Raw genomic sequence first — 12,937 nt, forward strand, 5'->3', positions numbered from 1 at the left:
TTATGACTAACGGATTGCGTCCGTTAAGGCCATAATTCCTTAGCGTAATTCTTTGTCCCGTTGCTAAAAGAACCCCACAAATACCCAAATACTGATATTCTGGCCACGGGCAAAGGCAAACGCCCGCTGCACGTTTTTCATTTTATCGAGAATGGCAAATTCATCAAAGATGAAATTCACCCTTTTGTCCGGCCGGAAATTACACGCTTTCAGACAGACACCCACCACCAGCCGCAGCCACCGCGCATGACTGTCTAAAAAACGTTCCGGCAGACATAGATAAACGGTGGTTTTGCCGTCGGTCAGGCTATACGGGTCAAACTCATCATTGGCCAGTGCCGCCCGCAGCGGTGTGCTTTCCAGAAACGATGTGTTGTCCTGGGCGGTGGACATGATCGACGGCAGCGGGCCGGTGTCATTACTCAATCCGATAAATTCTCCTATCCCGAACTTTACCAACCCGTCACATTCTTCGTTTTCCTCCATTTCAAACCACAGCCTTTGCCGGTCACGTACCGGCAGGCGCAACCATTGATACAGGGTGCCAAGATGCTGTTCGCTTTCCGGCCTGGCCGTAATCATGTGCAGCAGATAGGTTTTAATCAGGGATCGGGCGCGGCTCTCCCAATAGCTGTCTTTGGCGTGTGGATTGTCCGGAACAAGCATTTCCGCAATGACGGCGCAGCTTTCGGGCAATTCGTCCATGTTGCCGCGAACAAAGCCCAGCGGGTTGAACCCGACCGGCTCAATGCCATGTGTGGCGTTCAGGCGTTTTTGTTCCTGCCACGGATCGAGCAGCACCACCCGTTGGCCGCATTGCTGTTGCCATCCGGCCGTAATGAGGGCGATTTCGCCCTTTGGGTCCATGACGAACCACGAACAATTGGGCTTTGACAACAAATTGGGTAAAATCAGGCACACCCCCTTGCCCTGGCCTGATCCGGCAATGGTGACGCCATGCACCAGCATAGAGAGCCGATAAGTATAGCCCAGAAAATAGCCGCATTCCGGCTCTGTGACATTCTGGTTAAAGAGCGGGTCAATCCAGGTCGGGTTATCCCAATTGGCGCTCCCGTGGCTGTTCAAGGGGTTATAGGGCCATACCGGCATTGGCGGATAAGTCCGGGGCGCAGCTGGTTTTGCCGGTAAGGGGCTTTGGTCGTTATCGAGCCTGGAAACGATAAAGGCGACCAGCACCCCGCCGATCAGGGCCGACATAAAGGCGTTGCCGCTGCTTTGACCAAATGAGACGGACGAGATAAAAAAACCGGCAAAAGCGCCGATCAGGAAAAAGATAAAAACAACAAATCCCCGCATGGTGTGGAAAAAAGGTTAGGTACGGCGCGGGCAATATGGTGATTTTGCAGGGCATCCGGTACGGGAAAAACACCCTTTTTTCTTTTCTCACTGTTATAAAAAACAACGCCTGTCTAATGCAGACAGGCGTATTGATCGAGGCTGTGACTAAAATACTTGCTTTATATGCACCTGAACAGCAAATCTAATATGAAAACATTACATATTGGTATGTTTTGGAAAATTTACACCGTAGCGGTAATATTGCGCGTTGGCCGATCCTGTCGTAAGACAGGATGCAAGGTATGGACGGTAGCACCGTCACCTTGCCAAGGGGGAAACCAAACCGGCTGCGCCTGGTCCGTTTTCCCCCTGTGGAACCCCCTTCCTTTCCCCCGCTATCGCTTATGGAATCACAGCCTACGCCTGTTAAGAAGAGCAACAAACGCCAGCGTGAACACGTCTTGCGTGTGCGGTTGCACGACCTTGAATGGGACGCACTCACCGGACGTGCGGCCCGCGCCGGGTTGAGCATCCCCGACTATGTCAGGGCGACCAGCATCGAGGCCCGGCCGTTGCGCAAGGTCCGGCAGCGCACACCGGAGCGTGTGCTATTGATTAAGGTGGAAACCGCCCTAAATCGCATCGGCGGCAATGTGAACCAGATCGCCGCGAAGGCGAACACGGCCGGATTTCTGACCCGTGCCGAATGTGACCAGCTGAAAGCGCTGATTGCCGATGCCCATAAACTGGTAGAACGCTTTTTGCCGGCCAACGACGATGATTATCAAGGCGACCAAGATTAAGAGCATCCGGCATGCCGGCATCCTGGGCAAACACCTGTTAAAGGCCGACGAAAACGAAATTGTCGAAATCGAAGCGATCCGGGGAACCGCCCGGCCGGATGATCTGATTGCCAGCTTGCAGAGCATGCAACGGGCAACGGAATTGACCAAGGGCAAAACCGGCCTGTTTCATACAGCGATCAATCCCCGCGACGATGAAGCCGACAACATGACAGCGGCACAATGGGAGCGGGCGTTAAACGCCATCGAAGATGAGTTTAAATTGCACGGCCAGCCATGCGCGATCATCACCCACCGCAAAGACGGGCGCACCCATAAACACGCCGTCTGGCAGCTGACCGACACCGATCTGTGCAGGCTGATCGACATCAAGCACGATTATAAACGCTGCATCAAACTTGGCCTTGAACTGGAAAAAGAGTTTGGCCACGCGTTGACCAACCGCCAGCCCAGCCGCAACGGTTACACCCGTGACGAACAGCAACGGGCCAAACGGCGCGGTGAAAAAGTACCGGAATAGCGGGCCGCTCTGCGGGCGGATTTTGCCAGGGCAAAAGACGCGGCCGAGCTGGAAGACATTTTAGCGGCCAAAGGCTATATGTTTGCGAAAGGCGACAAAGCCGAGATTGTGTTGGTGGATCGCCGGGGCGATGTGTTTGGGGCCACCCGTGAATTAGGTGTCCGGCTGAAAGAGATCAAACAAACATTGGGTGACCGGCTGGATAGATTGCCGAGCATCGAGCAGGCCCGCCAGCGCCACCAGCAGGCGCGTGACCAACAGGCCCGGCAGACAGCCCCCAGCGGTCCGCAGACGGCGCCAGGGCGCCAGGACGGCCCACAGGAGCCATATCAACAAAAGGTCACAGTCAGCTTTAACACGCGGGATTTTGAAGCGGCCCAGGCACAAAAACAGTTGGATCAGCAAGCAGCCCAGGCCCAGGCCGAACGGGATAAACAGGCCCGCATTGAAAAACGGTTGCGCGAATGGGACGAGCAACAGGCCAAAGAGCGGGACCGGCCGCGTAATAAAGGGTTAGATTTAGAGCGATGATTTACTTTTTATAGATTTTATCTGTGAAGTTTTTTGTTTTTTTGTAGTAAAGACGGATTTTTTGTGATGGGAAAATACGCCACACATTTTAACTGTAAATTTTCTATCATCCTGATAGAGAAGGACCAAACTGTTATTGATAGCTTCCATCATGCGGCTGCGTTATGCTTTCCGGAGGCGACCTGTAGCGTTCTTCAGAGGTACGAAGATGTAACGGACTATTTGGATACCTTGAACGGGTACACACCCAAATTAGTATTTCTGGAAGTGTTTTCTCCCGATAATGTTATGGGTCTTGCACTGATTCAGCGGATAAAACAACGTAAGTCAGGGCAGGCACTTCCAATTATTATATTATCTCAAAGCGATAATCAGGATCATGTCACACAAGCTTATGAATCAGGGGCATCGTCCTATATTGTCAAACCAGCGTCACCGGCAGAATGGCATGATCTGTTACGAAACATTCGTTTGTTCTGGTATCAGACAGCGACTATGCCACCATTGGCTTATATCTAAAAGGGGAATTCATCATTATACAAAACAAGAGGCGACACTTTGAGATATTTTGCCGCCCGTTCCAGTCTCGCTTTATCTGTCTGAAACGTGCCATCGCCCAGGGCAAAGGCGACTGCGTTCGTGTAAACCCACCAGCCCGCAGAGCCGTGCGGCCGTGCCGCTGGGGGCGCATGTTTTTCGACCAGGGCAGCGGCTTTGGCAATAATGCGGGCCGGATAACGGAATCCGTCCAGCTCGTTATCATTGTCATTGGTATATTGCATAAATGACAGTGTATCACACCCATAACCCTGTATGCAATGCAATATTCAGAGTTATTAGCCCGACAGGATCGAGAGCTTAGCAAGCTCAATTTGGAATTCCGCAACAACCGCGACGCGATCAGGCAGATGATCAAGGGGCATTTTGATGGTGAAGCCAAATACGGCCCCGAACTGGCACGGCTGGAAAAAGCCTATGAGCGCGACCGCGACAGTCTTGGGCGTTTCCACGCCCAGGAGCAGAAACGTTTTTTAGCCGAACCGCAGCGCGAAGCCGATAAGCCGAAGGTCAAAGACATGGACACGGCCTATGCTAAAAACGTGACGGTCAGCATGCAGCGCATGACCCCCGAAACCAAAGAGGAGCGCATCGAGCGCAAAATGCGGGAATGGGACGCGGCCCAGCTGGAGAAAACCCAGCAGCGTGAAAACCGCCAGGAACGCAGTTGACCGCTATTAGGAAATCAGGCGGTGAGTGTGGTTCTTTGTAAAGCTTGGATCTCATTTATTGAGATCAGTGGTATGGAAAGACGAAAAGCCTGCCCTCATTGAAGGCAGGCTTTTTTGTACAACTTATTATTACGGGATAGGACTATTATCTTTGAAGCCTCTATCTCTAGTAAGATAAATGGTATGGTTATAATAAAGCTTGCCCCCATTGAGGGCAAGCTTTATAGAATCCCTAATACACTATTGTTGACGCATTTATGTACTAATATCATCAAATGTAATAATATAACCAAAAGTTGATTTATTGCCCGATATAGCATGTCTGATAATAACTTTGAGAGGTTTTGTGAATGGTTACAATTAGTGGAACTAATGGTTTGGAACGATAAAAAGCCTGTCTTCAATGAAAACAGGCTTTTTTGTACAACCTTAAAACTTACTGTACCAACTTTAACAGCATCAAATGTAATATTTTTGCATTGATCCGAGATTAGAAACAGCCTGCCCTCATTGAAGGCAGGCTGTTTTATATAACCTCATCTTAATCACCACATAGGGCAAAAGTGTGTTTTATCTGGCTCGTGTCCAACATCAACAACAATTTTCCCCGGCCTGTGGCCTTCCGCGCGGATCAAAATTCTTGTTGACCTTGTTCACTAAAGCCAGGTTTCCGGCATCCATACCTTATGCGGTCAGGAATGTTTAATTTGCAAACCATTCTTAATCAGAGTTTAAGCAAATCGAATAAATCGTTGGTCGCTATAACGCGTTGAAAGCCCATTGCTCTTAGATGGCTGGTCAACTTTTTGTCCCCGGTCCACAGCCATGCGTCTTTTTGTAAGGCAAGTGCAACAAAAGTAACGTCATCCTTATCGACACCGGAGGTCAACCGGTCTGCCTCCTGCAAATGGTGATCATCGATAACGTTATCGTTGAAGAATTCAATTTGCTTCATGATAACATGAAGTAACCGGCTGACTTTGTCAGCGGGTTGTTTCGAGAGTTCGACAATTCGTGGCTGATGTTTAAATAATTCAGCAAAAGCATAATAGCAGCTAACGCGCTCAATACTTAGCGTTGGATTAAACAAGATTTCCAGCAATTTTTCATTAGCTGATATACAGGCACTGAATAAAATATTCGTATCAATAACAACGATCATGGGATAAAGCGATCTTTGTTATCTGCAACCCATTTTTTATTGACTTCCCGCGCCAGCTCAGCCGCTTGCTCTTCAGTTCCCTTGTTTTGTAAGGCAATATCCATGACATCGAAATAATCAAGCATCTTTTGAACAATGCTTATATTCATTGCGCTGGATACCCGAATGACGAGTTCATTATTTTGACGTTCGACGACCATAACATCCTCCTATTTTATCAAATATAACATATATATGGGTTAGATTCAATCAATTTAGCTCGGCCGGGGAAGACAGGTAGCATGAAAACCACCCATCAATATTAGGAAATCAAGCAGTCAGTATGGTTCTTTGTAAAACTTACGTGTCCCATCGAGGACATTGTAAATGGTGTGGATTTAATAGATAAAAAGCCTGCCTCCAATGAGGGCAGGCTTTTTGGTTTTGACCTATCTTTAACTACCAGAAAAGTATGAGCAAAAGTGTGTTTTATCTGGCTAGTATCAAACATCCCGTTTTCCATACGGGATAAATTTTGTTGAATTGTAACCAGAAGCTGTTTGTGTGTTACATGATCCCAATATGATTCATATTTTATTTGTAATATATTTGGTGCGTTAGCTGTACTGGCTAGCACCATAAACGTTATAGTGGAAAAGCTGTCTCACCTTTGAAGACTTCTTTTTTGAAAGCAAACTGCTAAAGGCAGTTTGCTTTTTATACGAAAAATGCCAGAAAGTGCGGTTTTACAATAGTAAGATGCTGATACTACGTTTGTAAAATAACCCCCAGCGGGCTACCTTTAGCCCATGAGCAACGCCCCCTCACCCGCCTATGTGATCTATTACCGCGTCAGCACCAAGCGCCAGGGCGACAGCGGTTTGGGTCTGCAAGCCCAACGGGTCTATATTGACCACTTCTATAACGGTAAGCCGATCATCGCCGAGTTTACCGACATCCAGAGCGGCAAGGACATCGACAACCGGCCGGAGCTGCAAAAGGCCCTCGCCTTGTGCAAGCAAAAAAGCGCGGTGCTGGTGGTGGCCAAGATCGACCGCTTAAGCCGGAACACCGAACAGGCATTGGCAATCTACCGCCAGTTGCAAGGCCGCTTGGAAAGCTGCGACATTCCCAATTTGGATAAATTCACCTTGACCCTGTTTATGGCCATTGCCGACCGTGAGCGGGAATTGATCGGCATCCGGACAAAAGAAGCGTTACGGGAAAAGGTCAAAAGCCGTGGCCAATGGCGTACCGGTAGCGATGCATTCCGCACGGGTGAGGCTGCACGGCTTGGCCATGCCACGATCAAGCGCAAAGCAGCCGGTAACGATAACAGCCGCCCCGCCAGCGCCATGATTCAGCAGCTTGCCGAACAGGGCTGCAATTGGTCGGAGATTGCCAGACAATTGAATGCAGCAGGCTTTAAAACGCCCAAAGGCCATGCTTATCAAGCCGTACAGGTGCAGCGGCTCTATAAGCGCAGCACCGTAAACGGCCATTGACTTTGTCGATAAAAAGACGTTAAATTTGACGCTAGAAAAGACGTCAAATTTAACGTTGTATTTGAAGTCAAAATAGACGTTATAAAACGGAGATAACCCAATGATTTTTACCGTATGTGGCACAAAAGGTGGTAGCGGAAAAACTACCATTGCAACAAACCTAACAATTTGGCTGGCTAAACAAGGGTTCGACGTTTTGTTGGTTGACGCGGATGAACAAGGAACAGCCGCCAAATTCACCAAATGGCGGGCCATGAATAATGGCAATGAAGAGATTACCTATACGGCCAATATCTTGATTGGCGATAACGTGCGGCATCAAGTCCTGAAGTTTAAGCCTAAATTTGATCATATCGTTATTGATACGGGGGGGCGGGATACAACAAGCCAACGTGCGGCAATGATTGTATCAGACGTGCTTTTAATTCCCTTTAGCCCCCGCAGCTACGATTTATGGACAATGGACGATGTTGAAAAAATCATCCAAGAAGTCCGGTCAATGAAAGACCTTCAAGCCTTTTCATTTCTAAATCGGGCCGATCCCCAAGGCAATGATAACCGAGAAGCTGCGGACGTCTTGCAGCAAAGCACAGTCATTGAATATCTGGATTGCCCTATCGTGGCACGGAAAAGCTACGCCAATACGGCGGCAAGTGGTTTTGGCGTGATAGAAGGAAAGCCGACAGACGAAAAAGCCATTAATGAAATAACATTGTTATTCAACACGATAATGAACAAAGTAAACGTCAAAATAGACGCTTAATCAGACGTCTTTTTCAACGTTCAATCAAACATCAAAAAGGACGAGATATGGCTATTTCAAAATCACCAACAGAACCGGTAAACCTGAATAATCCGGTCAAGAAAACGGCATCCGAAAAGAAGATACAGGACTTCATCAATAAAGGCGGTAGCGCCACGGCCCAGAACAAAAAGACTGCTGTTAATGATCAACCAACCAAAAGCATCAAGCTTGTTATGACGGCCGACGAGATGGACACCATAAAGGAGCTACGGGACAAACGACCAGGCCGGAACCGTAAAATTACCATTTCGGTACATGACTGGGTCATTGAAGCTATCCAAGAAAAAATCGAACGTGAGAAAAAGAAATATTTAACGTCTATTTAGACGTTAAATATGACGTCAACATAGACGCTTTTTTAAACGTCAAAATCACCATTCCACCCTTTAAAACACCTTTACAGTCAGGTTTTTGGGCTGATAATAATCCTATGGCTAAAATACGTGAAAATGCTGAAAATAATAAACCGGCTTTGGGGCGTAAATCGTCAAAACCAAAATTGGTCAAAACACTACAGGAAGTTAGCTTATCAGCCCCTGTAGCGTCCGAGGTTGTTTATCAGCATGCTTTGCTATGCCAAGTTGCCTTGCCAGCGAGAGACCCTAAAAACGAGCGTAACTGGCATGTGGCAAATGGCCGTAACCACCTCATGATTCAAGCCGGATCGATCATTGACCAACGCACAAATTCTGTGGTTGACATTGGCCTACCTTACGGCGTTACGGCCCGACTGCTGTTTATTAATCTGGTGTCGCAGATCCTTAAAAACAAACCAAAATACCTTGAAACAGGTGCGCGGGTTATCAACATCGAAGACAGTATGTCGGCGTTTATCAAACGCCTAGGTTTTCCGGTTACCAAACACTACATCAAGAACGTCAAAGAGCAAATGTTGCGCATGTCACGGGCGCAATTCACATTTGTGCTTGGACAGGAAAACAGCCAGATTTACGAAGATGTAAAACTGTTTTCAAAGCATGATCTTTGGTATCCGCAGACGCCCGACCAGCTGAACCTATGGCAATCAAAAGTCGAACCAACAATTGAATTTACGGAATTTGTGTTGCGCTATGCGGTGCCCTTAGATGAACGTGCCGTGTCACGCTTAACCGAAGGAACCCTAACGCTTGATATTTACCAATGGTTAGCGCATCGCCTATGCCGTGTCGAACAGGGAATACCCGACTTTGTAGATTGGAAATCACTCTACGAGATTTACGGCAAAGGCTATGGTAAGATCAATAAATTCAAAGAGAAGTTCAGAATTGCCCTGGAAAAGGTGCTGCATGTCTATCCAACTGCGGCCCAGTCGGTGACCGAAGGAATTTGCATTGTCAAATCAGGCCATAAGGAAACGGGTCGTTATTCAGGTTTCTGGCTGGAATATACCCAACCGCCTGTACCCCACAGCCTTGATTACAACCGCAACCAGATCGAGCGGAAAAGCACGCGTTTTGTCCTTGATGCAAAACCCGTCAAACAAACCCGCCGCAGAGCCAAAGTTGAAGCAACGGCCTATAAGCCGCCAACGGAACAACAAGTCTTAAACATGACCGATAAGGAACTTGGAGCCTTGCCGAAGGTACGCGGCAAAGAAGCTAAAACAGTACGTAATATTGGGGGCAAAAAATCATAACTGCCTAATTATTAGCCGCTTGATTTTAAAAAAAATGTAAAAGTATAGATACGTAATATTGGGGGCAAAAAAGCCTATTCTTACAAATAAGTTACCATATAGTAGGGTTGCACAAATTCACTTTCCGTATTGTGGATAAGTCTTACCATAACAAAGTTATCTACGTAATATTGGGGGCAAACGGCACGTAATATTGGGGGCAAAGTGGCACGTAATATTGGGGGCAGAATCCTATATATAATATAACCTATAAAAAAAACCTATATAGCCCTCAAAAAGTGTGGAAAACTTCACAGGTGGTAGAAAGCGGAGTTCGCTACGCTCACAGCAAAAATTTTTGACCCCTGCGGGGGGCTAACATTGAGGGAAAAAATTATACCGGCAACTACGTTTATAGTTATGATTGTGTTTATAAGACTTGCTGTTAGGATAGGGGGCGTAGCGTTAATGTGACCAAGCACCGTTTATTTTTTTCCTCAATGTTGGCCGCGCAGCGGCGAATTTTTTTTTAAAATGGCCCTTTCAGCTTCCAAATTCAAAGAAAAGATCGACCGCGTTAAACGTAGCGTTGATATTAAACTGGTGATTGAGAGCACCGGGGTGCAACCGGCGTTTTCCAATCCGGCCAAAGGGGAATACACCTACCACGCGCCTTATCGCCAGGACGACAAACCCAGCCTGAAAATCAGCGTTCCGCTGCAAAGCTTTGTCGATTATGGCTGCAAGGAAGAATGGCGGGGTGACGTGATCGAGTTAACGCGCCTGATCCACGGCCAGGGCGACAAGAACGCAATGCCGTTTTTCGAGGCCGTGAAGTGGCTTGAAAACTTTTCGGGTAGTTCGGTAGCCCCCAAGGCCATTTCGCCCACCCACGGGCAAATTAGGCCGAGTCGTGAGGCATTCTATTCGGGGGATCGCTTCACGTTTGTAAAAGCTACCCCCGTAACGCGTAAAACCCACCCCAATACCTTAGACTACATTACGAAAAATCGCCAGATCAGCTTAAAGGTGGCCAGCCGTCATTTACAGGTTGTCACGTACCGGGACAATGCCGCCCCTGCCGATGATCCTTTGGGTGGTGAGCGTTATGCGATTGGCAGCCGTAATGATGCCGGTGGTTGGGATATACGGACACCCAGCAACGGCAATTTTAAAATCTCGCTGGGAGCCAAAGGCGTAACAACCTATCCAGGGCATCCAACGGCAGATACCGGCCATCTTTTTAACGGTCAGTTTGATTTTTTAACGCGACTGGAGATGACCGGCGAAGAAACGCCGCATAATCCTACGATTGTGTCAAACTCGGATAGCATGATGGCCGAAGCGGCCCGAACCATCAAAGAGCATCCGCACTTGCAAAATGTGAAAAGGTGGTATGTCTGGCAGGATAACGACGATTCCGGCGAGAAAGCGACACAATCCTTTATCGCGGAATTGAACGGAGGCACAGCGGAGTTTGAGGTTTACACCGTCAATCACTGGTATGAACCTTACAAAGACCTGAATAAGTTTTGGACGGATGCCGACCCGCATGCAAAAACGGCTTTAACAAGAAGCTTCAAGGGAATAGCGGCAGGGCCGAAATTTTACGACAGCAGCGCCACGGCGGAAGCCCGCCGGAATGTTGCGATCCTGAAACAGGACCTTTACAAACCTAAAATATAGAAAATATTTATAAAACATTTTATAAGCTACATGTCCATTTTATATGCAATTAAAATGAAAGCTTGACAGATTTGTCACCTGAGAATATATCATATATGTCACAAGGAGGTATGACATGATTGCTTATTCTTACGAAATAAACAAATCAGGGGATATTTACGCATATACTAGTGAATACTTCCCAAGTATTAGAGGTTTTGGGCATACAGAACAGGAGGCTGATAATGACTTTTGGGATAAACTTCTTGATGAATTAAATGCTATTATTCGTCATGGTAGGCGGTTTCCTACGCCACAAAGCTGTGAAACAATTACACAAGAACAACGTATGGGGAAAAAACATTTTAAGATGCCTGCTTATATGGCGTTAAAAATGTTTTTACATACGGCTATGCTTAACAAAAATGTCACTCGGAGTGACTTGGCTAGAATGCTGGCATTAACGGCAAATGACGTTGAACCGGACCATTGGCAACTGGAATATATTCGTCAAATAAAACCTAGTCAGATACCTAAATCGAAGAAAGTACAAAGGCTGCTGGATATCAAGCACGATTCACTACTGAACGAAATAAGCGAAGCCTTTAGGATCATAGACCACAGTATTGATTTTGTGATTCGTCCTAAAGGCTTTGATAATCAAAATTCTATTGTGTCTTTTGATTAGGATACTTCTTTATGAACCGAGCCAACATGATCTCCATCCGAGTCTTTAGGACAATACGTAACGCAGCTTAATAAAGAGGCCATACTGTCAAGACGCCACTGAGTTTCTACATATTTTTCTTGAAGCTCAGTGGCTTTAACTGGTTTTGTAATTAATCGCCGATTTTCTAAATCTTCAAACTCTGCAATCACTTCATCTTTTGCAATCGGAAAGTGATTGTGAAGCAACATAACACCAAAGCGAGATTCTGCACCGTGTTTGTGCAGAACTTCCCTTATCTCAGCCATAACTGCATAGTCATCCTCGCTATAAGGCTTGACATCGTTAATGTGTGGCAACTCCATAGCTAAATCTTTGGTATTCATAATGGATATATTTAAGGTGAGTTACCAAATAAGAAAATAAAAAAGATATTTACTACAGATAGTATATTTTTTTATTAAACAAATAAGACAGGCATAAAATATTTCAAACTTTGCTTTTAAGCAGAGTTAATTGTTGTCATGCTACGTCCTAGAAATACTTCTTTCAGGTTACCTCGCGCCGGTTTCACCTGATCCAGCTCATCATGAAACGCTTCCCAATCCTGCCGGTCAATGGGCACATACTGCGCGCGACCGTCAATATGCGCCTGATGTATGCTATCCCAATATGGCAGGCGCGGTATCGGGAACTTGTACCGGTCAATCAGGGTAATAATCCGCTCTTCCTTGCCGATTTCTTCCACGGTCAACAGCCGCCGGGCCATTGGCTGTTCACTGGTGGTCTTGCTGGTTGACCAGCTCACCCCGCTTGATGATCCGCTATTGCTGCCGGAGCTGGAACCGCCACTTGACCATCCGGACGATGACCCTGATGACGTGCCGGACGATCCACCGCTTGTTTTGTTATGGCTGGTTGAATAGGATAACACGGTGGTATCGCCCAGATATTCCGACAGATATTTTTGCGTGTGCAGATCATAGACCCCGAAAAACTGCCTTAGCCTGGCATTGGCCAAAAACGCATTGGCCCCATGCTCGCCGTAAATCTCAATCAGCTGCGTCAACGACTGCACAAAGGGGTTCTTTTAGCAACGGGACAAAGAATTACGCTAAGGAATTTTGATCTACCCGCTCCGGCGCACCGGTTCGGCC

General features: G+C 47.1%; 17 protein-coding genes. 11 read left to right on the top strand and 6 right to left on the bottom strand.

Going from position 1 to position 12,937, the window contains the following annotated elements; genetic code table 11:
- Window positions 1-63: 63 nt before the first annotated feature.
- On the bottom strand, window positions 64-1,317 hold the full coding sequence (locus AC23NW_RS35205) for a type IV secretory system conjugative DNA transfer family protein (RefSeq protein WP_487455290.1): 1,254 nt from the start codon (window positions 1,315-1,317) through the stop codon (window positions 64-66).
- Window positions 1,318-1,703: 386 nt separating this feature from the next.
- Between AC23NW_RS35205 and AC23NW_RS35210 the strand changes: the two genes are divergently transcribed.
- The 4 genes from AC23NW_RS35210 to AC23NW_RS35225 all read left to right on the top strand — a co-directional run bounded on the left by AC23NW_RS35210 (window position 1,704) and on the right by AC23NW_RS35225 (window position 3,672).
- The gene (locus AC23NW_RS35210) at window positions 1,704-2,102 is read left to right on the top strand and encodes a plasmid mobilization protein (RefSeq protein ID WP_487455291.1); all 399 of its coding nucleotides are present in this window, start codon (window positions 1,704-1,706) and stop codon (window positions 2,100-2,102) included.
- Window positions 2,077-2,622, top strand: a complete 546-nt coding sequence (locus AC23NW_RS35215) for a relaxase/mobilization nuclease domain-containing protein (protein WP_487455292.1) — start codon at window positions 2,077-2,079, stop codon at window positions 2,620-2,622. The genes AC23NW_RS35210 and AC23NW_RS35215 overlap by 26 nt, the downstream gene beginning before the upstream one ends.
- A gap of 78 nt (window positions 2,623-2,700) precedes the next feature.
- Window positions 2,701-3,153 carry a hypothetical protein gene (locus AC23NW_RS35220; protein WP_487455293.1) on the top strand — a complete coding sequence of 151 codons (453 nt, stop codon included), beginning with the start codon at window positions 2,701-2,703 and terminating at the stop codon, window positions 3,151-3,153.
- A 66-nt stretch (window positions 3,154-3,219) separates the two neighbouring features.
- Complete coding sequence (locus tag AC23NW_RS35225; protein ID WP_487455294.1) at window positions 3,220-3,672, top strand: response regulator; 453 nt, start codon at window positions 3,220-3,222, stop codon at window positions 3,670-3,672.
- Here the strand turns inward: AC23NW_RS35225 and AC23NW_RS35230 are convergent.
- Window positions 3,669-3,935: a hypothetical protein gene (locus AC23NW_RS35230; RefSeq protein WP_487455295.1), complete on the bottom strand. Its 267-nt coding sequence runs from the start codon at window positions 3,933-3,935 to the stop codon at window positions 3,669-3,671. The two genes, AC23NW_RS35225 and AC23NW_RS35230, sit on opposite strands and share 4 nt — an antisense overlap.
- A gap of 36 nt (window positions 3,936-3,971) precedes the next feature.
- Here AC23NW_RS35230 and AC23NW_RS35235 point away from each other — a divergent pair, with 36 nt between their 5' ends.
- A complete protein-coding gene (locus AC23NW_RS35235; RefSeq protein ID WP_487455297.1) occupies window positions 3,972-4,382 on the top strand; it encodes a hypothetical protein in 411 nt (136 codons plus the stop codon).
- Between the two features lie 724 nt (window positions 4,383-5,106).
- Here AC23NW_RS35235 and AC23NW_RS35240 read toward each other — a convergent pair.
- Window positions 5,107-5,544 carry a PIN domain-containing protein gene (locus AC23NW_RS35240; RefSeq protein ID WP_487455298.1) on the bottom strand — a complete coding sequence of 146 codons (438 nt, stop codon included), beginning with the start codon at window positions 5,542-5,544 and terminating at the stop codon, window positions 5,107-5,109.
- Window positions 5,541-5,744, bottom strand: a complete 204-nt coding sequence (locus AC23NW_RS35245) for a hypothetical protein (RefSeq protein WP_487455300.1) — start codon at window positions 5,742-5,744, stop codon at window positions 5,541-5,543. The genes AC23NW_RS35240 and AC23NW_RS35245 overlap by 4 nt, the downstream gene beginning before the upstream one ends.
- 588 nt (window positions 5,745-6,332) lie before the next feature.
- Between AC23NW_RS35245 and AC23NW_RS35250 the strand changes: the two genes are divergently transcribed.
- The 6 genes from AC23NW_RS35250 (at window position 6,333) to AC23NW_RS35275 (ending at window position 11,801) form a co-directional block, all read left to right on the top strand.
- Complete coding sequence (locus AC23NW_RS35250) at window positions 6,333-7,028, top strand: recombinase family protein (protein ID WP_487455302.1); 696 nt, start codon at window positions 6,333-6,335, stop codon at window positions 7,026-7,028.
- 100 nt (window positions 7,029-7,128) lie between these two features.
- On the top strand, window positions 7,129-7,791 hold the full coding sequence (locus AC23NW_RS35255; protein WP_487455304.1) for an AAA family ATPase: 663 nt from the start codon (window positions 7,129-7,131) through the stop codon (window positions 7,789-7,791).
- A 47-nt stretch (window positions 7,792-7,838) separates the two neighbouring features.
- The gene (locus AC23NW_RS35260; RefSeq protein WP_487455306.1) at window positions 7,839-8,159 is read left to right on the top strand and encodes a hypothetical protein; all 321 of its coding nucleotides are present in this window, start codon (window positions 7,839-7,841) and stop codon (window positions 8,157-8,159) included.
- Window positions 8,160-8,263: 104 nt separating this feature from the next.
- Window positions 8,264-9,469 (top strand): replication protein RepA, encoded by a 1,206-nt coding sequence (locus AC23NW_RS35265; protein ID WP_487455308.1) that lies wholly within the window; start codon window positions 8,264-8,266, stop codon window positions 9,467-9,469.
- Between the two features lie 513 nt (window positions 9,470-9,982).
- A complete protein-coding gene (locus tag AC23NW_RS35270; protein ID WP_487455310.1) occupies window positions 9,983-11,134 on the top strand; it encodes a toprim domain-containing protein in 1,152 nt (383 codons plus the stop codon).
- Between the two features lie 115 nt (window positions 11,135-11,249).
- Complete coding sequence (locus AC23NW_RS35275) at window positions 11,250-11,801, top strand: hypothetical protein (RefSeq protein WP_487455311.1); 552 nt, start codon at window positions 11,250-11,252, stop codon at window positions 11,799-11,801.
- Here the strand turns inward: AC23NW_RS35275 and AC23NW_RS35280 are convergent.
- Window positions 11,798-12,166, bottom strand: a complete 369-nt coding sequence (locus tag AC23NW_RS35280; RefSeq protein WP_487455313.1) for a hypothetical protein — start codon at window positions 12,164-12,166, stop codon at window positions 11,798-11,800. The two genes, AC23NW_RS35275 and AC23NW_RS35280, sit on opposite strands and share 4 nt — an antisense overlap.
- 116 nt (window positions 12,167-12,282) lie before the next feature.
- Window positions 12,283-12,858 (bottom strand): TraM recognition domain-containing protein, encoded by a 576-nt coding sequence (locus tag AC23NW_RS35285; RefSeq protein WP_487455315.1) that lies wholly within the window; start codon window positions 12,856-12,858, stop codon window positions 12,283-12,285.
- Window positions 12,859-12,937: the final 79 nt, after the last annotated feature.

This window comes from Arsenicibacter sp. R0_47, assembly GCF_057652235.1.